Source organism: Candidatus Allofournierella merdavium (assembly GCF_944382735.1).
Taxonomy (GTDB): Bacteria; Bacillota; Clostridia; order Oscillospirales; family Ruminococcaceae; genus Allofournierella_A; species Allofournierella_A merdavium.
Genome location: NZ_CALWND010000003.1, coordinates 61,259 through 83,179, shown reverse-complemented (window position 1 = coordinate 83,179; position 21,921 = coordinate 61,259). Strand labels below are relative to the sequence as shown.

Genomic DNA, 21,921 nt, shown 5'->3' with positions numbered 1-21,921 from the left:
CATGGCCGGCAGCACCGACTGGGAGGACCTGATGAACGGGGTGTTCGGCCCCGGCGGGCGCTTTCGGGGCGCGGCGGGCGGCAAAGGGCCGGAAAAGGACCTGGCCGACGCCCAGAAGAAGCTGGAGGAGGCGGCGGCCCGCACCGCCGCGGCCGCCGACGCGGCCAAAAACACCGACGGCGCCCGCCTTTTGCGCAACAGCGAGGAACTGACCAGGCAGCTGGAGGAACAAAGCCGGGAGATCAGCCGGCTGGGCCAGGGCCTTGCCCGGGAGATGGAGCGGGACGGCCTGCTCACCCCGGCCCAGGCGGCCGCCGCCGCGCCGGCGCCGAAGGACAGCGACGCCGCCTTTGAGCGGGCGGCGCAGCGCCAGCGTGCCGCGCTGGCGGGCCGGGAGGATTTCTCCGCCGCGCTGCTGGCGGCCTTCCGCCGGCCCTTCGTGCTGGGCGAGGCGGGGGAAAAACCCCGCAACGTGATCGTGCTGGCGGGCAAGGCGGGCCGGGGGCGGCACTACGCCCTCACCGAGACGGTGAAGGCCCTGAAGGAAGAGGGGCTGCTCACCGGGGGCGTGGCCTGGATGGACCTGGCCCTCTACGGCAGCCCGGCCCAGGAAAAACTCTTCTTGCAGGACCTCTACGCCGCCCTGGCCGGCCCCGACCCGGTGCTGGCTTTTGAGAACGCGGAGAGCTGCCACCCCGGCTGCCTGGCCCTGCTGGCCCAGCTGGCCGAGACCGGCAGCGCCCGGCTGGCCAGCCGGTATGTGGTGCAGAAGGGGATGCTGGTGGAGACCGGCACCGCCCTGGCCCCCGGCGCGGTGGGCACTCTCAGCGCCAGGGGCAAGTATCTGGTGTTCCTCTGCCCCGGCGGAAAGCGAGCGCTGGCGTCGCTGCTGGGGGCGGCCTTCGCCAGCGCGGTGGGGGACGAGTGCGAGGCGCCGGCGTTCTGCAAAGAAGAACTGCTGGCCATCGCAGGGCGGCAGCTGAACGGGCTGGCCCGCAGGACAAAGGAGCGGCTGGGCTGGACCCTCACCGCGGCGGGCGAAGGGCTGGCGGACCTGGTAGCCCAAAAGGGCGAACAGGGGGTGGGCCGGCTGGCGGACTTCTGTGACCGGTGCTTCGCCGCCCTGGCGGAGCACAAGCTGCGGGGCCGCAAAGCCGCCGCCGTCACCCTGCAGGCGGGGGAGAACGGGCAGGTGCTGGCCGCCTTTGACGGGGGCGAGCCGGTGGACCTGCTGGCCGTGCTGCCCGCAGAATACACCGGCGACCTGGCGGAGGTGAAGGCCGAACTGGAAGGCATCATCGGCCTTCGCGAAGTGAAGGACTATGTGCTGCGGCTGGAGGACGCGGTGGCCGTGCAGCGCCGCCGGGCGGCGGCGGGCATGAAGACGGCGGGCGTGTCCATGCACATGATCTTCACCGGCAACCCCGGCACCGGCAAGACCACCATCGCCCGGCTGGTGGGCAGGTATCTCAAGGCCATCGGGGCCCTCTCCGGCGGGCAGCTGGTGGAGGTGAGCCGGGCGGACCTGGTGGGCCGCTATGTGGGCCACACCGCGCCGCTGACCCAGAAGGTGATCCAGTCGGCGCTGGGGGGCGTGCTGTTCATCGACGAGGCTTATTCCCTCTACCGCGGCGAGCAGGACACCTTCGGCCTGGAGGCCATCGACACGCTGGTGAAGGGCATGGAGGACCACCGGGACGAACTGGTGGTCATCCTGGCGGGCTACACCAAAGAGATGGAGGAGTTTTTGCAGGCGAACAGCGGCCTGCGCAGCCGCTTCCCCAACAAGATCGAATTCCCCGACTACACCGGCGCCGAACTGCTGGCCATCACCAAACTCACCGCCAAGGGCCGGGGCTACCGGCTGGCGGCGGAGTGCGACGGGCCGCTGCTGGCCTTCTACGACCGCAAACAGGCGGAGAACGCCGCCGAGAACGGCAATGGCCGGCTGGCCCGCAACACCCTGGAGGCGGCCATCCTGAACCAGGGGCGGCGGCTGGCGGCGGAGCCGGACGCGGCGCTGGACGAACTGCGCCCGGGGGATTTCCAGCTGGACGAATAACAACAAAACACAAACAAAAAGCGCCCCCACCGGGCGGAGGGAAGCCCCCGCCGCCCGGGCAGCCGGGGGCGCCTCTTTGCGGAAAAGAGAGTGGGAAGGAACAAATGAAAAAGTATCTTGACCGGGCGCTGGCCTTCGCGAAGAGCGAGGTGGTGCTCTGCGCCGCCGCGGTGCTGGCGGTGCTCTCCATGGCGGCGGTGCCGCCGGACAGAGGGTATCTCGACTATGTGGACTGGGACACCCTGGCCCTGCTTTTCAGCCTGATGGCGGTGAGCAAGGGCCTGCAGGGGCAGGGGGTGTTCGACGCGCTGGGCGCGGCGCTGCTGGGGCGGCTGTCCACCACCCGGCAGATGCTGCTGGTGCTGACCTTTCTGCCCTTTTTCGTGAGTATGCTGGTGACCAACGACGTGTCCCTCATCACCTTTGTGCCCTTCGGGCTGGTGGTGCTGGAGATGGCCGGCTGCGAGCGGCTGGCCATCCCGCTGGTGGTGCTGCAGACGGCGGCGGCCAACCTGGGCAGCATGCTCACCCCCATGGGCAACCCCCAGAACCTCTACCTCTACAACCGGTCGGGGATGGCCTTCGGCAGCTTCTGCCTGCTGCTGGCCCCCTACGCGGCGGCCTCGGCGGCGGGCATCGCTCTGCTGGCCCTGGTGCCCAAAAGCGAAAAAATGCACGCCGAGGTGAAGCCGGAACAGCAGGGCAGCCCCCGGCGCATCGCCCTCTTCGCCGCCCTGGGGGCGGTGTGCCTTTTGTGCATCGCCAAGCTGCTGGCCCCGCTGGCCGCGGCGGGGCTGACGCTGGCGGTGCTGCTGGTGGTGGACCGGCCCCTTTTGAAAAAGCTGGACTACGCCCTGCTGGCCACCTTCGTGGCCTTCTTCCTCTTCATCGGCAACATGGGCCGGCTGCCCGCCTTCTCGGCCTTTCTGGCCGGGGCGCTGGCCGGCCGGGAGGTGGAGGTGGCGGTGCTGGCCAGCCAGGTGATCAGCAACGTGCCCGCCGCCCTGCTGCTGGCGGGGTACAGCTCCAACTGGCCCGCCCTCATCGTGGGGTGCGACCTGGGGGGCCTGGGCACCCTCATCGCCTCCATGGCCAGCCTCATCTCCTACAAGTTCTTCGCCCGTCGCTACCCCGCCCAAAAGGGGAAATACCTGCTCTGGTTCACCCTGGTCAACGTGGGGCTGCTGGCGGTGCTCATGGTTTTGTATTATTTGATAAGATAATACATATAGTAAAATCACTGGATGAAAAAGTGCCCGGCGCGGGGGATCTCACCGTGCCGGGCACTTTTTGTGGAAAGGAAAAGCCGCCGCGGGAACGGGAGCCCGGGGCGGCAAAAGGGAACGGATCTGCGGGCAAAGGCCGCCGGGGCGGACCGGTCGTCCGGCCCGACGCGGCCCGGCATGGACCGGCGGGAATCGGGGCGGAGAGGCGCCGGGGCGAAGGCCGGCTTCCGCCGCCGGGCGCCGGGGCCAGGCATATGCCGGGAGAGAAGGGGAGGGATGCCGGCCCTCAGCCCTGCCACATCAGGGCGCCCTGGCCGCGCCAGGCCTCCCAGGGGCTGATGGGGATGTCGTACAGGCGCATTTCGCAGGTGATGTGGCCCTGGGTGGTGCCCAGCACATCGTTCTGGGCCACATACTCGCCCTCGCTCACGTCGATGCGGCCCAGCAGGTAGAGGATGCTCTTGAGGCCGCAGCCGTGCTCGATGACCACCGTGCGGCCGGCGCTGCCGGCGATGCCCGCGTAGACCACCCGGCCCGCCGCGGGGGCCAGCACCTTCTTGCCGGGGGTCACCGCCATGGTCACGTTGACGCTGCGCCGGGGAACGATCTGCTCGTTGAGCACCGCCAGTTCGGGATAGATGGAGAGGGTCAGCTCGTCGATGCGGTCGGTGTATTCCATCACCGCGTAATCCCGCACCACCTTGCCGCTCACCGGCTGGGTGAAGGCGCCGTTCCAGTAGATGTCGGGGTCGCAGATGGTCATCACATCCTCCAGCTGACCGGGCACCGACCCGATGTAGGGGATGGCGGCCGTGCCGTCGATGGTGTAGGTGTCCAGTTCCCGGATCTCCCGGCCGTAGACGTTCACGGTGGCGCTCACCGTCTGGTCGCCCGCCGTGGCGGTGATCTCATAGTCGCCGCCGAACTGGTTGTAGTCCACCGGGATGTAGCTGATCCAGGCGCCCTCGTGGAAGGTGAACACCGCCGGCGCCAACTCGCAGGAGAGGGTGGGGGTCACATCCCCCATCACGCCGGTGAGCCGCACCCCGATCACCCCGCCCTGCACCATGCTGGTGTGGGACAACGTGAGGGTGGGCCGGGCGTTCAGCCGGAAGGTGAATTCGTAGAGACAGTAGCCCTCCATCCGGGTGGTGGGGTTGAACTCGTTCACCTGGGGGCTCACCGTCAGCCGGGCGGTGTAGACGCCGTTCTGCCCGAAGGAGAAGGAGGCGTACTCGTCGGCGGTGCCCTCGAACACCGTCTCACCCGCCTCGTCGGTGATGGTCAGCCGGCCCTCGGTGCCGGCGGGCAGAGTCAGGGCGGGGCGGCCGTCGGTCACCTCGCCCAGGTCGGCGGCTTTGTCCTCCTGGCTCAGGGTGCGGTGCAGCCAGTCGCCGGCGATGGGCACCGACCAGTGGTAGCCGGTCTGGGGCAGCTGCTCGTCGCCGAAACTCACGGCGTAGGCGGGCAGATCGCCCGGTTCCACCTGGGTGTACATGAAGCCGAGAGCCCCACCCAGCAGCACCACCACCAGCACCACCACCAGCGCCAGCCATTTGCCCACGGCTTTCAGGATATCCAGCAAAATGGTTCACCTCACATCGATCGCGCCCCGCGCGGGCGCGTCAAACCAGTGCCACGCCCGGCGTGACACTGGTTTTGTATCGTCCAAAGCAGCCGCGGGGCGCGGGCCGCGTTGACGCCGCAAAAGGGGGATCAGCGAAGCGCGTCCCCCACCGGGCGGTAGAACAGCCCGTCGCTGCCGCCTCGGGTCAGTTTCTGGGGATCCACGCTCTTGTTGCCGATGCGCACCTCCCAGATGAGTTTGCGCCCGGCCACCCCCAGCCCCTGCCCGGCGCTCACCTGGTCGCCCGCGGCGACGCCGGCGATGCTTTGCAGGCCGAACAGGTAGCTTTTCACGCCGCATCCGTGGTCGATGACCACCGTGTTGCCGGTGAGCTGCAGCTGGCCCGCGTAGGCCACCCGGCCCGGGGCGGGGCTGGTCACCAGGGCGTTTTCAGGGCACAGCAGGGTCAGGTTGGCGGCCCGGCCGGCGGAAGTTTCGCCGTCGTAGAGATATGCGCCGTAGGCCTGGAAGATGCTGGCCCCCTGGGCGGGGTATTGAAACGCGCCGGACCAGCTGGCCTGGTTCGAACCCTGGTCGTAGAGGCTCCAGATCACCCGGCGGAACTCCTCGTTGGCCGCGTCGGTGGCCGGGGCGCTGTCGGAGGCCTGGGTGGTGGGGAACTCGGTGCTGCGCACCGACAAGGTGGCGGTGAGGGTGGTGTCCTCCAGCGTCACGGTGACGGGCCAGTCGCCGCCCTCGGCGTTGTAGGTCACCGGCAGATAGCCCAGCCACCCGTTTTGGGTGGGCCGGAACCACACCGGCCCCAGTTCACACTGGGCGGTGGGGGGCACGCTGCCCCCGCCCAGCGCGCCGGCGACGTACACCGCCACCACATCCCCCTGTGCCGCCTCGCTGGTGGAGAGGGTGAGGGTGGGCTGCACGTTCACAAAAAAGCGGCACTGGTACTGGTAGTAGCCCACCGGCTTGGCGGGCCGCTGGCCGGAAGCCTGCCGCCCCGCCCGGATGGTGAGGCTGTATTCGCCGCTGGCGGGAAAGGTGAAGTCCTTCCACTGGGCGGCGGTGCCCTCAAACACCGTCACGCCGCCGGCGCTCTTCAGCTGCAGGGTGGTGCCGTCGGCGGTCATGTCCTCGGCCAGGGTCAGCGCCGCGGCGGGGGTGGTGATGGACTGCAGTTCCACACTGGCCAGGCTGGGGCTCAGATCGAATTCCCGCCAGAGCACGCCCCCCAGCACCGGCAGTTCCCAGTGGTAGCCGGCGGCCTCGGTGAGCGGCTGCCCCGCCAGGGTCACCCCGGCGGGAGGCAGGTCGTCTTCATCGGTGGAATAGTAGAAAAAGCCCAGCGCACCGCCCAGCACCAGGGCGGTGAACAAAAGGACCATCAAAAGCCAGAGCAGCGCGCGCTTCATGCCCTGCGCCTCCTTCCGAGGGCGGGCCGGGCGGCCCGCGGTGTGCGCGCCTCCCGTTTGGGGCGCGTATATACCCGCATTATAGCACAAACGGGGCAAAAGGGCAAAACCGGCGGGGAAAGACGCCCGCGGCCGCGCAAAAAAAGCGCCCGGCGGCGGGCGCGGGCAGGGCGTTTCGCGGGTGGGGACGCGCAAAAAGGGGCAGGCCGGCCTTGTAAGGAAGGGCGAACAAAAAACAGGGGGCAGGCTTGCCCGCGATGGAGGGCGGGCAAAAACAGGGGGGCAGATGTGCCCGCGATGGAGGGCGGGCAAAAACAGGGGGGGCAGATGTGCCCGCGATGGAGGGCGGGCAAAAACAGGGGGGGCAGATGTGCCTGCGATGGAGGGAGGGCAAAAACAGGGGAGCAGATGTGCCCGCAATCGAGGGCGAATAAAAACATGGGACAGGCTTCCCTGCGATGGAGGGCGAACAAAAACAGGGGACAGACTTGCCCACGATCGAGGGCGAACAAAAAACAGGGGACGGGCTTCCCTGCGATGGAGGGCGAACAAAAACACGAAAAAAACCGCGGGTGGGAAAACTCCCGCCCGCGGTCCAAAGCCCACGATTTATTCGGCGTCGGGTTCGGCGTCGTCCTTGGCAGAGGCGGCGGCGTCCTCGGCGGGCGCTTCCTCATCGTCCATGTCCTCGCTGAACAGCAGCTGCTCGTACTCGTCCAGCTCCTTCTCCCGGCGGCGCACATACAGCCAGGCGGCGGTGAGCGCGCCCACGCCGGCGGCCAGCATCAGCACCAGCGCGACAAAGGTGGATTGTTTCATGAGATGACCTCCTTTATTTTGGGTTGCCCCGGTGAGGGCACAAAATCCAATGCGATTACCCTTATTATAGCCCGCCGCGGTGCGGATTACAACCGCAATTTGCGCGTCAGCGCCCGGCGGTGAGCAGGGGGCGGTATGCCTTGAAGGCCCCCGGCAGGGCGTAGCGCTCCGCCGCCTGCTCCGGCGCGGCCCACACGCAGCCGGCGGGGGCGGGCCCCGCCGCTTCCAGTTCCCAGCCCGTCATGTGCCACTCCACATGGCTGAAGATGTGTTTTGCAGGGTGCAGGGGCCGGGGCGGCACGTCCCCGCGCACCGAAAGGCCCAGGCCGGCCAGCCTGGCCAGCGCCTCGTCCAGTGTCAGCTGCTCCTCAAAGAGGAAGGGCTGCCACAGCCCCGCCAGCAGCCCCTTTTCCGGCCGCTTTTGCAGCAGGCACCCGGCCGCCGAGCGCAGGATCAGCACCGTCACCGGCTGCACCCGGCGGGCCTTGGGAGGCGTTTTCACCGGCAGGTCGTTCTGGGTGCCCGCCGCGTTGGCAAGGCATTGGCCCGCCAGCGGGCAGGCGCCGCACAGGGGCGCGCCCCCCGGCAGGCAGACCAGCGCCCCCAGTTCCATCAGCGCCTCGTTGAAGGGGCCCGGCGAAGCGGCGGGCTGCTGGTCCATCACCCGGCGGGTGAAGACCTTTTTCACCGCCGGGTCGGCGATGTTGCCGGCGTCGTTGTACAGCCGGGCAAACACCCGCAGCACGTTGCCGTCCACCGCCGGCGCGGGCAGGCCGAAGGCGATGGAGGCGATGGCCCCGGCGGTGTATGCGCCGATGCCCGGCAGCTTTTGCAGCTCCTCATAGCTTGCGGGCAGCTGCCCGCCGTACTCCTCGCACACCCGCTGCGCCGCCTTTTTCAGGTTGCGGGCCCGGGAGTAGTAGCCCAGCCCCTCCCACAGCTTGAACAGCTCCTCGTCGGGGCAGGCGGCCAGGGCCTGCACGCTGGGCAGCGCCGCCATAAAACGGCGGTAGTGCTCCAGCGCCGCCGCCACCCGCGTCTGCTGCAGCATGATCTCGCTGACCCAGATGTGATAGGGGGTGGGGTCCTGGCGGAAGGGCAGCGCCCGGGCGTTTTGCCGAAACCAGGCCAGCAGCGCCGGCGCGATGGGCCCCGGCCCCTTCACAGCGCCTCCTCGGCGGCGGAAAGGCGCGCCAGGGTGCGGCAGAATTCCTCCTTCACCCCGGCGGGGCCCACAATGCGCACCTTGCCGGAAAAGCCGCACACCCACCCGAAAAAGGTGGGGCTCACCGCCACGTCGGCGTAGAGGTGGAAGGTGGCGCCGTTCGGCTGGGGCACCACCGTCACGTCGGTGCCGAACCGGTCCAGCAGGGGGCCGATCACCGCGTTGTCGCACTCCAGCTGCACCCGCTCCACCGGGCCGGCGTACATCTGGAACATGGGCTTTGCGTAGTCCTGCATCTTTTTGGGGTCGTAGTCCGCCGCGCCCTGGCGGGGGCGGTCCAGCAGGGTGATGGAGGCCATCTTGTCCACCCGGTAGTGGCGCAGCCCCTGCCCCTCGGCCCAGGCCACCAGATAGTAGTTCTCATCCTCCCACAAGAGGGCCCAGGGGCTCACCTGGTAGGCGCTGCCGCCCCGGCGGGCCACCTTGCGCTTGGCCAGGTCCCACTCCTGGTAGACAAAGCGCACCTGTTTGTCCTCGGCGATGGCCCGGTGCAGGGCGTCCACATTGTAATAGATGCTCTCATTCATGGTCTTCACCCGGCTGGAGGCGAACACCTGCCGCTTTAAGTCCGCCGCCTGCCAGTCGCTGGCAAAGCGGGCCAGGGTGCGGATCAGCTGGTCGCTCTTCTTGCGGGTGATGAACCGGCTGGCTTGCACCGCGTCCGCCAGCAGCTTTAACTCCGGCAGCTGGAACTGCCGGCTGGCCAGGTAGTACCCGCCGGAGCGCCCCCGCTGCTGCACGATGTCGTAGCCCAGCTGCTGCAGGGTCTCGATGTCGGAGTAGACGCTCTTGCGCTCGGCGTGCACCCCCTCGGCCTCCAGCAGCTCCAGGATGCGGGGCACGCTGATGCGGTGCTCCTCGTCGGTGTATTTTTCCAGGATGCGCAGCAGAAGCAGGATCTTCCCCTTCTGCCCTTCCACGCGGGGCATTCCTCAGCCCTCCTTCTCTTTCTTGTCAAAGGCCGCGCGGGCCGCCGAGGAGGTGCGGAACATCTCCTCCAGCTCCTCCCGCCGGCCCTCCTGCAAAAAGGTCTTGAGCCGCTGCAGCCGGGCGGTGAAACCGTCGATCTCCTCGGTCAGGTATTCCCGGTTCCACAAAAACAGCTCCGCCCACATGGGGGCGTTCAGATAGGCGATGCGGGTCAGGTCCCGGAAGGAGTCGCCGGTGTAGTCGGCAAAGCGCTCCGCGCCCGGCGCGCACATCAAACTCACCGCGATGGCGTGGGTCAGCTGGCTCACATAGCCGATCATCCGGTCGTGTTCCTCCGGGCTGATGACATGGATGCGGGCAAAGCCCAGCGCCTCGGCCAGTTCGCGGGCAAAGTCCAGCCCCCGCCGGGTGTTCCTTTCGGTGGGGGTGATGAGGAAGTTCGCCGGGGCGAAATCCACCAGATGCGCGTTTTCCACCCCGCTGCGCTCCTTGCCCGCCATGGGGTGACTGGCGATGAACTCCACCCCTTGCGGCAGCAGCGCCTGCACTTTGTCCACCAGGCCCTTCTTCACGCCCGACACGTCGGTGCACAGGCAGCCGGCGGGCAGGAGAGAGCCATATTGTTCTACCCACTGTATAAAAGTGGTGGGATACAACGAGAAGATGATATAGTCCGCCCGGGCCAGCAGGTCCTGAAACTCCCCGGTGCGCCCCTCCTCGATGTAGCCCTTTTCTTTTGCGAAGGCCAGGGCCTCCTTCTTCAGGTCGAGGGCGGCCACATGGACATAGCCCGCCCTGCGCAGGCCACGGGCGTAGGCCCCGCCCAGCAGGCCCAGGCCCACGATGACAAAACGGCTTTCTCTGTTCATTCCTTTTCCACCTCGATGCCCGCGCCCAGCTGTTGCAGCACGGCAAAAAATCCCGGCCAGCTTTTCGCCACCGCCTGCGCGCCGGAAATGCGGGCGGTGTAGCCGGCGGCCAGCGCCGCCACCGACAGGGCCATCACCACCCGGTGATCGTTGTGGCCGTACAGAAGGCCCGGCAGCACCAGCGGCCCGCCCTCCACCGTGACGGTGTTCTCGTCGCTCTGCAGCTTGCCGCCGAACTTTTTCAGCTCCTCCTCCATGGCGGCGATGCGGTCGCTCTCCTTGAGGCGCAGCCGCCCGGCGTTGCGGATGACCGTCTGCCCTTCGCAGAACAGGCCCAGCACCATCAGGATGGGGCCCAGGTCCGGGCAGTCGGCCAGGTCGATGTCCGCCGCGCGCAGCTCGCTCTTTTCAAAGGTGACCGCGTCGCCCGCGCGGGTGAACTTCGCGCCGCAGCGCTCCAGGATGTCCAGGATGGCCCCGTCGCCCTGGGCGGAATTTTCCTTCAGGCCCCGTACGGTCACCCCGCCCAGAACGGCCCCCAGCACCGCCAGGAAGGCGGCCTGGCTGTAGTCGCCTTCCACGGTGTAGCCCCGGTTGTGGTAGCGCTGGCCGCCGGGGATGAAGAGGGTGTTCTCCCGCTCGTCGTCCCAGTCGGCCCGGATGCCGAAGTCGTGCAGCACGTCCAGGGTCAGCTGCACATAGCTGCGGCTCTCGAAGGGAGGCACGATCTCCAGGCGGCTGGCCTTGTGGAGCAGGGGCAAAGCGTAGAGCAGGCCGGTGATGAACTGGCTGGACACATCCCCCCGCACCCGGTAGTCGCCGGGGGCAAGGCGGCCCCGGATGACCAGGCCCTTGTCGCTCTGGGAGAACAGCAGCCCCTGGGCGGCGAAGATGTCCCGGTAGACGTCCATGGGCCGCTGGAACAGCCGCCCCCGGCCGGTGAACTCCACCTGCTGCCCGGTGAGGCTGAGCACCGGCACCAGAAAGCGCAGGGTGCTGCCGCTCTCGCCGCAGTCCACCGGGGCCAGGATGGTGGCAAAGCCGCCCCGGCCCTCGATGTCGGCGTACTGTTCGGTGAGTTTGACCCTGGCCCCGAAGCCCCGCACCGCCGCCAGGGTGGCGGCGATGTCCTGGCTGGGGTCCAGGTTGTAGATGCGGGACAGGCCCTTCGCCAGCCCCGCCGCCAGCACCGCCCGGTGGGCGATGCTCTTGGAGGGGGGCACGGTCACCGCGCCCCCGATGGGGCCGGGATGGATGGTTGCCAGCATGGTATCAGCTTCCTTTTTTGTGTGAGTTCATTCCTTGAAGGCGGGGGGCTCCTGCCAGCCGGGCAGCAGCAGTTTGAACAGCAGCCGGAACCGGAAAAACCAGGCGCTGCGGCGGATGTCCCAGTCGTAGAAGCGGCGGATGAAGGCCGCGCTGCCCAGCCGGAAGGGCAGGTAGTAGGGCACAAAGACGCGCTGGCGGCGGCAGAAGTCCAGCATGGTGCGGGTGACGGGGGTGTCCCAGTCCCGCCGGGCCAGCGGCTCGCCCAGCCGGTCGGCGCTCCACATCCCGAAGGCCAGGCTGCGCAGGTAGATGCGCACGGTGCAGGCCGCGGCAAAGGGCTCGCCCGCCAGCAGGTCGGGGGCGACCCGCAGCTTCTCCTCATACTCCGCCCGCAGCCGGGCGCAGTAGTCCGGTTCGGGCGGGTCGGGCTCGTCCGAACCGGTTTGGGGCGTGGCGGTCATGGAGACCGGGTTGTTGTAGTAGTGGTACAGCGGGTTTTGGATGTGGGCCAGCGGGAAGTTCTCGCCGGGATACACCCGCTCCAGAAACTCCGCCATGAATTTCCGGTCTTCACCGGTGGCCCCGGCGTAGCCGATGGAGCAGTCGAAGGAAAGGCCGTGGCGGCGCAGGGTGTCCAGCGGGAACAGCTTGTTCCACACCGCCACGAACACCAGCGTGTAGTCCGACGCCGTCTCCTGGGCGGCGCGGCTGGTGCGCTCCCACTGCAGCGGCGCGTCCTTCTGCCGGGCAAAGAGGGCCGGGTCCCGGGTGTACTCCCACCAGACCAGGGCGTCAGGGGCCTCGGCCTGCACCCGCGCCGCGTATTCCAGCGCCCGGGGCGCCAGCTCGTCGTCGGCGTCCAGAAAGAGCACATACCGGCCCCGGGCGGCCTCCAGCCCGGCGTTGCGGGCGCTGGACACCCCGCCGTTGGCCTTGTGGATCACCCGGGCAGCGGCAAAGCCGGCGGCGAATTGGTCGCACAGCGCGCCGCTGTCGTCGGGGGAGCCGTCGTCCACCAGGATGCACTCGAAATCCCCGAAGGTCTGGCCGCGGACGCTGTCAAGGCAGGCGGGCAGCCGCTCGGCGGCGTTGTAGACCGGCACGATCACCGAGACAAGAGGGGCCGTTTCCATGGAAAAACTCCTTTCACGCCTGCTGCCAGCGCTTGCCGCCGCAGGCAAACAGGATGTAATAGGTGAGGGTGTACAGCCGGCGGTAGAGGGTCAGCCGGCCGCTCTCCTCCGATTCGTAGCACCGGGCGATGAGCCCCTTGCACCGCAGCCGGAACAGCAGGTAGTAGGGGGTGAAAAAGCGGTGGCGGCGCAGCAGTTTTAGCAGTTCCGGCACAGCGCCGGCGGTGAAGAAGTCCGCCGGCAGCACCTCACCCAGCTGCCCCGCCGCCCACACCGCGAAGGCGAACCGCCGCAGGTAGGTGCGCAGCTGGGGGGCCAGGTCCGCCTCGGCCATGCCCTGCCAGCCGTGCATGGCGGCGCGGGTCTCGGCGTATTCCTCCGCCAGGCGGCGGGCGTAGTTCCGGTATTCCTCCGGCTCCCATTCCACCTTGCCCCGGCGGTCGCCCCGGGCCTTCCGGTTGCTGACGCTCTCCGGATTCATCCGCCAGAAGTACAGCGGCGCCTCCAGCTGGCGCACCAGGGCCCCGGGCCGGGCGGCAAAGAGGGCCTGCAGATACGCCCCGCCGAACACATAGTCCTCCGCCTTGGCCAGGGCGGTGTCAAAGCGCACCCCGGCGGCGCGGAGGAGGGCGGCGTCGAACAGCTTGTTGGTCACGGCGTGGCCGTCCACGGTGGTCATGTACACCCGGCTCTGGGCCTGGGTGTAGAGGGTCTGGCCCAGAGCGGCGCAGTCGGGGGCAAAGTCCGCCTTGGCCAGTTCAGCCTGCCGGCGCACCCGCCGCCAGCAGACAAGGTCCCCCGGCCAGCGCCCGGCGGCGTCCAGGGCCAGGGCCAGGGCGCAGGGGGCCAGGGCGTCGTCGGCGTCCGCAAAGAGAAGATAGTCGCCCCGGGCGGCCTCCATGCCGCTGTTGCGGGCGGCGGAGACCCCGGCGTTCCGCTTGTGGATCACCGAAAAACGGACGTCGGCCGCGGCGGCTTCGTCGCAGAGGGCGCCGCTGCCGTCGGGGCTGCCGTCGTCCACCAGGATGCACTCCCAGCCCGGGAAGGTCTGGGCGCGGATGCTCTCGATGCAGGCGGGCAGGAACTGCTCCACCTTGTACACGGGAACGATGATGCTGATGACGGGTCTTTCCATGGTGTTACAACCTGTTCCAGCGGCGGCCCAGCAGCAGGTCCCCGATCAGGAAGACCTTCCAGTACAGCCGCTTGGATTCGCTTTCGTCGGATTGATACACCGCCGCGATCAGGCCCTTCCAGCCCAGGCGCAGCGGCCAGTAATAGGCGCAGTAAAGCCGGTAGCGCCCCATGGCGGCCACCAGGTCGCCCACGGCGCCGCCGCCCCAGAAGCCCCGGGGCAGCGCCTCGCCCAGCTGCCGCGCCGCCCACACCGCAAAGGCGAACCGGCGGGCGTACTGGTGGGCCATATACAGCCGCTCTTTGGGGGTGTAGCCCTCCCAGCCGCCCATGGAGGCCAGCAGGCCGGCGTACTCGTCCATCAGCCGGGCGGCGTAGCCCCGGCTGGCCTCAGGATCCCAGTCGATGGCGTGGGCGGCCACCTTTTGGCTGCTGGCCCGGCCCGCGCCGTTGTCGGCGTAGACCACATACAGATGCAGCTCGTACTGCCGCACCGCCGCGCCGGGGCGCAGGGCGAAGAAGGCGTCCAGATACCGGAAACAGAAGTCCTGATCCTCCCCCCGGGCCAGGGCCGGATCAAAGGCCACGCCGCCCTCCCGGATGACGGCGGCGCTGAACAGCTTGATGGTCACGTTGCTGCCGAAGTTGCCGGCCATGTAGGCCTGCTTCTGGGCGGCGGTGTAGCTGCGGGGGTCCCCGGCGGCGGCCGGGTCGTCGGGGGCGTCCCGGTCGCTGCGCATGTGAAAGCCGATCAGGTCGCCGGGCCACTGGGCGCGGCGGGCGGCCAGCCACTCCAGGGCGAAGGGCTCCAGCGCGTCGTCGCCGTCCAGAAACAAAAGGTCTTCCGCCCGGGCGGCGCGGATGCCGGCATTCCGGGCGCAGGACACCCCGCCGTTCGCCTGGTGCAGCACCACGAAGCGGGGGTCTTTGGCGGCGTAGGCGTCGCACACCCCGCCGGTGCCGTCGGCGGAGCCGTCGTCCACCACCACGCACTCCCAGTCGGGCAGGGTCTGGGCCAGCAGGCTGTCCAGGCAGCGGGGAAGGAGATGTTCCAGGTTGTAAGCGGGCACGATCACCGAAAAGCGCGGCGTCGGCATGGCGCGGGGCCCCCTTTGTGTGTTATTTCTTCCAGCCGCGGAAGAACAGGCGATGGGTCGCCTCATAGAACCGCCAGTAGTTGATGTGGTGGCTCTCGTCCCAGGCGTAAAGCCGGGCGCAAAGCCCCGCCAGCCCCAGCCGGAAGGGCAGGTAGTAGACCGAGAAGACCTTCTGCTCCTTCGTCAGGTCCAGCAGGCGGCGGATCTCCGGGCGGCGGAAAAAGCCCCTGGGCAGAGGCTCCTTCAGCTGCCGGGCGCTCCAGACGCCGAAGGCGAAGCACCGCAGATAGTGGCGCAGATAGTCCTGCAGGGCCTTTTCCTGCCCCAGGTCGCACATGGAGGGAAAGGTGGACGCCATGTCCGCCAGGAGCACCTCGCAGTAACGAGGTTCCGGCGGGGGCAGGGCGACAGAGTCGGCGGACCTGGCCCGGGCCGCCTGCTTCATGAGGGAGTTTTCGTTCTCCTGGGCGTAATAGTACAGGGGCGCGCCGATCACCAGCAGGGGAAGGTCCCGCCCGCCCCGGTCCAGGGCACAGTAGCGGGTCACAAAATCGTGATCCTCGCCGATGAGGGCGCCGCGGCCCATGGCGGTGTCGAACCGCAGGCCGTGGGCGCGGATGCGCTCCAGCGAATAGGTCTGGGTGTAAACGTTGGCGAACAGGGCGCTGTTCCAGCTCATAGCGCGGAGGGTGGACCGGGTCACCGGACGGGGGGCGGACAGGGAGGCGGCAAAGGCCTCCGGGTCCATGGTCAGGCCCCAGAGGACCATGGCCTCCGGCTCCTGCTCCAGCAGCCCCATCGCCAGTTCCAGCAGGTCGGGGGCGACGGCGTCGTCCGCGTCCGCAAAGACCAGAACGTTTGCCCGGGCGGCGTCCATGCCCGCGTTGCGGGCGCTGGACACCCCGCCGTTTTCCTTGTGGATGACCCGGAAGCGGGGGTCCTTCGCGGCGTAGCCGTCGCAGATGGAGCCGCTGTCATCGGCGGAGCCGTCGTCCACCAGGATGCACTCCCAGCGGGGATAGGTCTGGGCGGCGATGCTGTCCAGGCAGCGGGCGAGCCAGCGCCCGGCGTTGTAGACCGGCACCACCACGCTCACCGCGGGCAAATTGTGATCCATAAGCCGCTCCTTCCTGCCGGGGATGTTATATATCCCGGCCTACCACATGGGCGATGGCCCGGCACTTGTCCACCACCTGACGGAACTTCTCGGGCTTTAAGGTCTGGGCGCCGTCGCTCCAGGCGTGCTCGGGGTCGGTGTGCACCTCGATGATGAGGCCGTCCGCCCCGGCGGCCACGGCGGCCAGGCTCATGGCCTCCACATAGCGCCAGTTGCCGGTGGCGTGGCTGGGGTCGATGACGATGGGCAGGTGGGTCTTCTCCTTGATGATGGGGATGACCGACAGGTCCAGCGTGTTGCGGGTGTAGGGCTCGAAGGTGCGGATGCCCCGCTCGCAGAAGATCACGTTCTCGTTGCCGCCAGCCATGATGTACTCGGCGCTCATGATCCACTCCTCGATGGTGTTGGCCAGGCCCCGCTTGAGCAGCACCGGCTTTTTCATCTTGCCCACCGCCTTCAGCAGCTGGAAGTTCTGCATGTTCCGCGCGCCGATCTGCACCAGGTCCACATACTCCTCGAACTCGTCGATCTTGTCCTCGCTCATCAGTTCGCTCACGATGGGCAGGCCGGTGGCCTCCCGGGCCTTCACCAGGTCCAGGATGCCCTCGGTGCCGAGGCCCTGGAAGGCGTAGGGCGAGGTGCGGGGCTTGTAGGCGCCGCCCCGCAGCATCCGGCCGCCGGCGGCCTTCACCGCTTTGGCGATGTCCACCACCTGCTGCTCGCACTCCACGCTGCAGGGCCCGCCGATGACCACCACGTTTTCCTGGCCGCCCACCTTTACCCCCGCCACATCCACGATGGTGTCGGCGGCGTGGAACAGCCGGTTGGCCTTCTTGTAGGGGGCGGACACCCGGGTGACGCTCTCCACCCAGGGGTTCGCGGCCACCACCTTTTCGTTGATCTTGGTGGTGTCGCCCACCAGGCCGAACACGTTGTAGTCGGTGCCCCGGATGAGGGTGACCTCAAGGCCCTGGGCCTCGAACTCGGAAATGATTTTTTGCAGCTCCGCCTGGGGCGTGCCTTTTTTGGTGGAAATGATCATGTGTTGTTCTCTCCCTTATCGCGATGTCCCTTTGATGGTTCGCTTATTGTTCGCTGCCGCCGGCCAGCCAGCGCACGGCGTTCAGATAGCCGGCGAGGCCCTGGCCGATGAAGTGGGCCTGGCAGGCCATGCCGGCGTAGCTGACCTTGCGGAACTCCTCCCGCTGGTTGATGTCGGTGATGTGCACCTCGGCGGCGGGCAGCGCCACCGCCTTCAGCGCGTCCAGGATGGCGATGCTGGTGTGGGTGTAGGCACCCGGGTTCAGCACGATGCCGTCGCAGTCCAGCCGCGCGGCCTGGATGGCGTCCACCAGGTCCCCCTCGTGGTTGGACTGGTAAAACCGCACCTGCACCCCCAGCGCGTCGCACTCCTTTTGAATGAGGGCCACAAGGCCGTCGTAGTCCACGGTGCCGTAGAGACCCGGCTCCCGCACCCCCAACAGATTGAGGTTGGGGCCGTTAAGAACCAAAATACGCATGCAATGCCTCCTGTGCGGCCTGGGCCGCCCGTCGAAATACATCGCCGTCGTTGGCGATGCGGATGTCCGCCGCCGCCTGATACAGCGGGCGGCGTTTCCGCTCCATGGCGGCCAGGGCCTCCCGGTCGGTGGAGAGGGGCCGCCCGCCCCCGGTGCAGAGCAGTTCCAGCGGCCGGTCGATGAACACCACCGGCCCGTTCTGGCGCAGGGCGGCCACGTTTTCGCCCCGCAGCACCACGCCGCCGCCGCAGGAGAGCACCTGCCCGCCCTCCTTGGCAAAGCGGGCGGTCACCTGCTGTTCCAGGTCCCGGAAGCCCGCTTCGCCTCCCTCGGCGAAGATGTCCGGGATGCTTTTGCCCGCCGCCTTGGCGATCTCGGCGTCCAGGTCCACGAAGGTCTTGCCCAGGGCTTTGGCCAGCATCCGGCCGATGGTGGTCTTGCCGCAGCTGGGCATGCCGATGAGGCTGATGTTGGCCCGGTCGGCGAAGATGGCCTTTGCCAGCGGGGCGATGCGCCCTGTCTGAGGCTCGGTGCCGGTGAAGAGGGCGGCGGCGTACACCGCCTGGGCCACCAGCATTTCCAGCCCCCCGGCGGCCTTGGCCCCCGCCGCCCGCCCGGCCTGCACCAGCCGGGTGGAGAAGGGGTTGTACACCGCGTCCAGCACCGCCTCGAGGCCGGGCATTTTTGTCACGTCCATCGCCAGCGCCTCGTTGTTCGGGTACATGCCGGCGGGGGAGGTGTTCACCACCACCTGCGCGCCGCAGGAAAGGGCCTCGGCGTAGGACACGCGCCCGGCGCCGGGGGTGCGGCTGGCGTAGAGCACTTCGGCCGCGCCGCCCGCCTTTGCCACGGCGGTGACGGTTTTGCTGGTGCCGCCGGTGCCTAAGATCAGCACCCGCCGGCCGGCGAACTGCACCCCGTGGGCCGCCGCCAGAAAGGCAAAGCCGTCAAAGTCGGTGTTGTAGCCGTGGAGCGTCCCGCCCTGGTTCACCACCGTGTTCACCGCGCCGATGGCCCTGGCCTTGTCGTCCAGCACGGCGCAGTAGGGGATGACCAGCTGCTTGTAGGGGATGGTGACGTTGATGGCCTTGAAGGGCCGCTTTTCCATGAATTCCCGGGCATCGGCCTCGGTGGGCAGCTCGGTGAGCCGGTAGTCGCAGGGATACAGCTGCTCGTGGATGAGCTTGGAGTAGCTGTGTTTGAGGGTGGCGCCGATGAGTCCGTACTCCATCTTCCGCGCCCCCTTACCGCCCGGCCTGGCGCTGCTCGCCGCCGTTTTGGGTGAGCAGGTCCAGCAGGCCGAAGGCCGTGGCCGCCGTCTGCACGATGGCCGCCCGGTGCAAAATGCAGGGGTCGTGGCGGCCGTGGATCTGCAGGGTGGCCGGCTCATTGGTGGAGAGGTCCACCGTCTGCTGCTGTTTGTAGATGCTGGAGGTGGGGCGCACGCAGGTGCGGAAGACCAGGGGCATGCCGCTGGTGATGCCGCCGTTCACCCCGCCGCAGTGGTTGGTGAGGGCCTTCACCCGTCCGTTTTCCACCGTGAGCGGGTCGTTGGCCTCGCTGCCTTTCATCTCGGCAAAGCCGAAGCCCGCGCCGAACTCCACCGCCTTGATGGCCGGGATGGAGAAGAGCAGGTGGGACAGCTCGCTCTCCACACTGTCGAAGAAGGGCTGGCCCAGGCCCGCCGGCAGGCCCACCGCCGCCGTCTCCAGAATGCCGCCCACGCTGTCGCCCTCGGCGGCGGCGGCGCGGATGGCCGCCTGCATTTTTTCGCCGGCGGCCTCGTCCAGCACGGGGAAGCCGGGATTCTTCTCCACCGCTTCCAGCTGGGCGCGCAGCGCCGCCTCGTCAAAGGCATAGGGCGCGTCGGGCAGGCCCGCCACCCGGGCGGCGTGGGTGGCCAGCAGGATGCCCTGCCCCGCCAGGATGCTCTGGCACAGCGCGCCGGCGGCGGTGAGGGCCGCGGTGATGCGGCCGGAAAAATGCCCGCCGCCTCGCCAGTCCTCAAAGCCGGCGTACTTCACATGGGCGGTGTAGTCCGCGTGGCCGGGGCGGGCCAGGCCCGCCGTCTTGGCGTAGTCGCCCGAGCGGGTGTTCTGATTCTCGATCACCAGCGTCACCGGGGTGCCGGTGGTGCGGCCATTGAACACGCCGCTGAGGATCTTCACCTTGTCCGCCTCGGTGCGGGTGGTGGAAAGGCCGCCTCCCCGGGCCCGGCGCTTGTCCATCTGAAAGGCGATGTAGGTTTCATCCACCGGGTGCCCGGCGGCAAGGCCGTCCAGCACCGCGCCGATGGCCGCGCCGTGGCTCTCGCCGAAGATGGTCAGCTTCAACGCCCCGCCAAAGGTATTGCTCATCTCGTCACTTCCCCATCACAATGGTTTCCAGCTGGCTCAGCGGCACCTTGTCCAGCCGCCAGCACCCCAGGCCCGGCACCTTCACCAGGGTGATCTGGTCGCCCCGGGCCTTTTTGTCGTGCAGCATGTAGGCCAGCACCTTTTCCTTGTTGTAGGCCGCCCGGCAGGGCAGCCCCAGCTTGCGGAAGACCGCCCGGGTGCGCTTTTGCAATTGCTTGTCCTCGATCATGGGCAGCATGCCCAGGGCCACGCACTCGCCGTGGTACAGCCCCGTTTTGCGCCGCCCACCGATGCCCTTCACCGCCTCGATGCCATGGCCGATGGTGTGGCCGAAGTTCAGGATGGCCCGCAGGCCCTGCTCCGTCTCGTCCCGTTCCACCACCCGCTTTTTGATCAGCAGGCTGCGGTGGATGATGGTCTCCAGGTTTTCGTCCACATCGCCCGTCTCGAACAGTTCGAACAGTTCCGCGTCGCAGGTCAGGCTCATCTTCACGCTCTCGGCCAGGCCGTTCACAAAGTGGCGGCGGGGCAGGGTGGCCAGGGTGTCCGGGTCCACCACCACCAGTTTGGGCTGCCAGAAGGCGCCCACGATGTTCTTGGTGCGGTCCAGATCCACCGCCACCTTGCCGCCGATGGAGGAGTCGATCTGGGAGAGGGTGGTGGTGGGGCAGTTGATGAAGTCCACCCCGCGCATGTAGGTGGCGGCCACAAAGCCCGCCAGATCCCCTACCACGCCGCCGCCCACGGCCACCACCGCGTCGCCGCGGCCGAAGCCCGCGTTCAGCATGGCCCGCAGCAGCTGCTCATACACCGCCAGGCTCTTGCTGGCCTCCCCCTGGGGCACGGTGTACACCAGGCCCTCTTTGCACTGGGCGCGCACGGCTTGGGCATACTCGGCGGGCACGCCGCTGTCGGTGACGATGAAGACCTTGCGGTCCAGATTGATGAGGGCGGAGAGGTTGTTCAGCGCCCCCCGCTTTAAAATGATGTCGTAGCTTCGCCTGCCCAGGCGCATGGTCAGTTTCATGGTTTATTCCCTCTCCTCCCCGGCGCTGCGGGTGTAGACCCCCAGCAGCCGCAATGTGTCGCACACGCCGGACAGCTCGTCCAGCAGGGCCCGCGTGGCGTCGGTGTCGGTGCTGCCCACCAGTTCCACATAAAAATAGTATTCAAAGGGCACCCCGGGCTTGGGGCGGCTCTTGATGCTCTCCATATTGTACCCCGCCGCCCCGATGGCCTGGATGACCCGGGCCAGCATGCCCACCTTGTGCTCCACCGTGAACAGCAGGCTGAACCGGTCGCCCCGGGGGGGCAGCGCGGTGCCGATGACGATGAAGCGGGTGGTGTTGTCGCCGTCGGAGTTGATGTCCGCCGCCAGCACCGTGAGGCCGTAGAGGGCGGCGGTCTCGGCGCTGGCGATGGCGGCCAGCGACACATCGCCGCTCTCCGCCACCTGCTTTGCCGCCAGGGCGGTGTTGGCGCAGCTTTGGGCGGGCAGGGAGAGGCTCTTTAAAAACCGGTCGCTCTGGGCGATGGCCTGGGGGTGGCTGTAGACCAGCCGGATGTCCGACAGCTTCGCCCCCGGCAGCCCCAGCAGGTTCTGGCGCACCGGCAGGTCGTACACCGCCGTGACGCAGATGTTCTTGTGGGCGTAGCACAGGTCCAGCACTGCCGCCACGTCGCCGGCGTGGCTGTTTTCAAAGGGCAGCACGCCGAAGGCGGCCCGGCCGCTCTCCACCTCCTCGAACACCCCGCTCCAGGCGGGGCAGGCCACCGCCTTTGCCCGGGGAAAGAGCTTTTTCAGCACGATGTGGGAGAAGGCGCCCTCCACCCCCTGATAGGCCACCCGGTCCCGCCCCAGCACCCGGGCCTGGTACTGGCGGGAGAGGGACATCTGGTATTTGATGTAGTCGGTGTAATAGGGGGCGAGAGCCTCGTCGTTCAACAGCGCCAGATTCTTTTCGATCACCTGGGCCTCCCGCCCGGCGTCCAGCACCGGCAGGCCGTGGGCCTCCTTGTAGGCCGCCACCTGCCCCACCGCGGCCATCCGCTGCTTGAACAGCGCGGCCATCTGCCGGTCCACCTCGTCGATGGTCCGGCGGGCCCTGTCCAGTTCGTTCATCCCCGTTTCCTCCCTCCGGCGCGGCCCCGCCGCGCACTCTGTCGCAG

General features: G+C 68.2%; 19 protein-coding genes. 2 read left to right on the top strand and 17 right to left on the bottom strand.

The window, feature by feature from the left end; translation table 11 throughout:
- Position 1: 1 nt before the first annotated feature.
- Together ACH2A7_RS02885 and ACH2A7_RS02880 are read left to right on the top strand one after the other, a co-directional pair.
- Positions 2–2,062: an AAA family ATPase gene (locus ACH2A7_RS02885; protein WP_394959895.1), complete on the top strand. Its 2,061-nt coding sequence runs from the start codon at positions 2–4 to the stop codon at positions 2,060–2,062.
- Positions 2,063–2,166: 104 nt separating this feature from the next.
- Positions 2,167–3,285 (top strand): SLC13 family permease, encoded by a 1,119-nt coding sequence (locus ACH2A7_RS02880; protein ID WP_394959893.1) that lies wholly within the window; start codon positions 2,167–2,169, stop codon positions 3,283–3,285.
- Between the two features lie 289 nt (positions 3,286–3,574).
- Here ACH2A7_RS02880 and ACH2A7_RS02875 read toward each other — a convergent pair whose 3' ends face one another.
- The 17 genes from ACH2A7_RS02875 to ACH2A7_RS02795 form a co-directional block, all read right to left on the bottom strand.
- Positions 3,575–4,873, bottom strand: coding sequence for a M23 family metallopeptidase (locus tag ACH2A7_RS02875; RefSeq protein ID WP_394959891.1), 1,299 nt, complete (start codon positions 4,871–4,873; stop codon positions 3,575–3,577).
- Between the two features lie 131 nt (positions 4,874–5,004).
- Positions 5,005–6,282 carry a murein hydrolase activator EnvC family protein gene (locus ACH2A7_RS02870; RefSeq protein WP_394959890.1) on the bottom strand — a complete coding sequence of 426 codons (1,278 nt, stop codon included), beginning with the start codon at positions 6,280–6,282 and terminating at the stop codon, positions 5,005–5,007.
- A 609-nt stretch (positions 6,283–6,891) separates the two neighbouring features.
- Positions 6,892–7,101, bottom strand: coding sequence for a phosphatase (locus ACH2A7_RS02865; protein WP_394959887.1), 210 nt, complete (start codon positions 7,099–7,101; stop codon positions 6,892–6,894).
- A gap of 106 nt (positions 7,102–7,207) precedes the next feature.
- Positions 7,208–8,266: an A/G-specific adenine glycosylase gene (gene mutY, locus ACH2A7_RS02860; RefSeq protein WP_394959885.1), complete on the bottom strand. Its 1,059-nt coding sequence runs from the start codon at positions 8,264–8,266 to the stop codon at positions 7,208–7,210.
- Positions 8,263–9,255 carry a helix-turn-helix transcriptional regulator gene (locus ACH2A7_RS02855; protein WP_394959883.1) on the bottom strand — a complete coding sequence of 331 codons (993 nt, stop codon included), beginning with the start codon at positions 9,253–9,255 and terminating at the stop codon, positions 8,263–8,265. The genes mutY and ACH2A7_RS02855 overlap by 4 nt, the downstream gene beginning before the upstream one ends.
- Before the next feature lie 3 nt (positions 9,256–9,258).
- Positions 9,259–10,125, bottom strand: coding sequence for a prephenate dehydrogenase (locus ACH2A7_RS02850; RefSeq protein ID WP_394959881.1), 867 nt, complete (start codon positions 10,123–10,125; stop codon positions 9,259–9,261).
- Positions 10,122–11,393 carry a 3-phosphoshikimate 1-carboxyvinyltransferase gene (aroA, locus tag ACH2A7_RS02845; protein ID WP_394959879.1) on the bottom strand — a complete coding sequence of 424 codons (1,272 nt, stop codon included), beginning with the start codon at positions 11,391–11,393 and terminating at the stop codon, positions 10,122–10,124. Before aroA ends, ACH2A7_RS02850 begins: the two co-directional genes overlap by 4 nt.
- A 27-nt stretch (positions 11,394–11,420) precedes the next feature.
- Positions 11,421–12,527, bottom strand: coding sequence for a glycosyltransferase family 2 protein (locus ACH2A7_RS02840; RefSeq protein WP_394959876.1), 1,107 nt, complete (start codon positions 12,525–12,527; stop codon positions 11,421–11,423).
- A gap of 13 nt (positions 12,528–12,540) precedes the next feature.
- Positions 12,541–13,662: a glycosyltransferase family 2 protein gene (locus ACH2A7_RS02835; RefSeq protein ID WP_394959874.1), complete on the bottom strand. Its 1,122-nt coding sequence runs from the start codon at positions 13,660–13,662 to the stop codon at positions 12,541–12,543.
- 4 nt (positions 13,663–13,666) lie between these two features.
- On the bottom strand, positions 13,667–14,758 hold the full coding sequence (locus ACH2A7_RS02830; protein WP_394959872.1) for a glycosyltransferase family 2 protein: 1,092 nt from the start codon (positions 14,756–14,758) through the stop codon (positions 13,667–13,669).
- Between the two features lie 22 nt (positions 14,759–14,780).
- A complete protein-coding gene (locus ACH2A7_RS02825; protein ID WP_394959870.1) occupies positions 14,781–15,875 on the bottom strand; it encodes a glycosyltransferase family 2 protein in 1,095 nt (364 codons plus the stop codon).
- A gap of 25 nt (positions 15,876–15,900) precedes the next feature.
- Positions 15,901–16,917, bottom strand: a complete 1,017-nt coding sequence (gene aroF, locus ACH2A7_RS02820; protein ID WP_394959868.1) for a 3-deoxy-7-phosphoheptulonate synthase — start codon at positions 16,915–16,917, stop codon at positions 15,901–15,903.
- Between the two features lie 43 nt (positions 16,918–16,960).
- A complete protein-coding gene (locus ACH2A7_RS02815; RefSeq protein ID WP_394959866.1) occupies positions 16,961–17,395 on the bottom strand; it encodes a type II 3-dehydroquinate dehydratase in 435 nt (144 codons plus the stop codon).
- Positions 17,376–18,626: a shikimate kinase gene (locus ACH2A7_RS02810; RefSeq protein ID WP_394959864.1), complete on the bottom strand. Its 1,251-nt coding sequence runs from the start codon at positions 18,624–18,626 to the stop codon at positions 17,376–17,378. Before ACH2A7_RS02810 ends, ACH2A7_RS02815 begins: the two co-directional genes overlap by 20 nt.
- A 13-nt stretch (positions 18,627–18,639) precedes the next feature.
- Entirely contained in the window at positions 18,640–19,752 is a 1,113-nt protein-coding gene (gene aroC, locus ACH2A7_RS02805; protein WP_394959862.1) for a chorismate synthase, read from the bottom strand.
- A gap of 4 nt (positions 19,753–19,756) precedes the next feature.
- Entirely contained in the window at positions 19,757–20,779 is a 1,023-nt protein-coding gene (gene aroB, locus ACH2A7_RS02800; protein WP_394959860.1) for a 3-dehydroquinate synthase, read from the bottom strand.
- Between the two features lie 3 nt (positions 20,780–20,782).
- Positions 20,783–21,874, bottom strand: a complete 1,092-nt coding sequence (locus ACH2A7_RS02795; RefSeq protein WP_394959858.1) for a bifunctional chorismate mutase/prephenate dehydratase — start codon at positions 21,872–21,874, stop codon at positions 20,783–20,785.
- Between the last annotated feature and the right edge of the window lie 47 nt (positions 21,875–21,921).

Bases quoted from the DNA above. Each gene is read 5' to 3' on its own strand.
- ACH2A7_RS02850 (WP_394959881.1), bottom strand. From the start codon at position 10,125: ATGAACAGAGAAAGCCGTTTTGTCATCGTGGGCCTGGGCCTGCTGGGC.
- ACH2A7_RS02835 (WP_394959874.1), bottom strand. From the start codon at position 13,662: ATGGAAAGACCCGTCATCAGCATCATCGTTCCCGTGTACAAGGTGGAG.
- ACH2A7_RS02840 (WP_394959876.1), bottom strand. From the start codon at position 12,527: ATGGAAACGGCCCCTCTTGTCTCGGTGATCGTGCCGGTCTACAACGCC.
- ACH2A7_RS02810 (WP_394959864.1), bottom strand. From the start codon at position 18,626: ATGGAGTACGGACTCATCGGCGCCACCCTCAAACACAGCTACTCCAAG.
- ACH2A7_RS02865 (WP_394959887.1), bottom strand. From the start codon at position 7,101: ATGAAACAATCCACCTTTGTCGCGCTGGTGCTGATGCTGGCCGCCGGC.
- ACH2A7_RS02855 (WP_394959883.1), bottom strand. From the start codon at position 9,255: ATGCCCCGCGTGGAAGGGCAGAAGGGGAAGATCCTGCTTCTGCTGCGC.
- aroB (WP_394959860.1), bottom strand. From the start codon at position 20,779: ATGAAACTGACCATGCGCCTGGGCAGGCGAAGCTACGACATCATTTTA.
- ACH2A7_RS02870 (WP_394959890.1), bottom strand. From the start codon at position 6,282: ATGAAGCGCGCGCTGCTCTGGCTTTTGATGGTCCTTTTGTTCACCGCC.
- ACH2A7_RS02880 (WP_394959893.1), top strand. From the start codon at position 2,167: ATGAAAAAGTATCTTGACCGGGCGCTGGCCTTCGCGAAGAGCGAGGTG.
- aroC (WP_394959862.1), bottom strand. From the start codon at position 19,752: ATGAGCAATACCTTTGGCGGGGCGTTGAAGCTGACCATCTTCGGCGAG.
- aroA (WP_394959879.1), bottom strand. From the start codon at position 11,393: ATGCTGGCAACCATCCATCCCGGCCCCATCGGGGGCGCGGTGACCGTG.
- ACH2A7_RS02830 (WP_394959872.1), bottom strand. From the start codon at position 14,758: ATGCCGACGCCGCGCTTTTCGGTGATCGTGCCCGCTTACAACCTGGAA.
- aroF (WP_394959868.1), bottom strand. From the start codon at position 16,917: ATGATCATTTCCACCAAAAAAGGCACGCCCCAGGCGGAGCTGCAAAAA.
- ACH2A7_RS02815 (WP_394959866.1), bottom strand. From the start codon at position 17,395: ATGCGTATTTTGGTTCTTAACGGCCCCAACCTCAATCTGTTGGGGGTG.
- ACH2A7_RS02885 (WP_394959895.1), top strand. From the start codon at position 2: ATGGCCGGCAGCACCGACTGGGAGGACCTGATGAACGGGGTGTTCGGC.
- ACH2A7_RS02825 (WP_394959870.1), bottom strand. From the start codon at position 15,875: ATGGATCACAATTTGCCCGCGGTGAGCGTGGTGGTGCCGGTCTACAAC.
- ACH2A7_RS02795 (WP_394959858.1), bottom strand. From the start codon at position 21,874: ATGAACGAACTGGACAGGGCCCGCCGGACCATCGACGAGGTGGACCGG.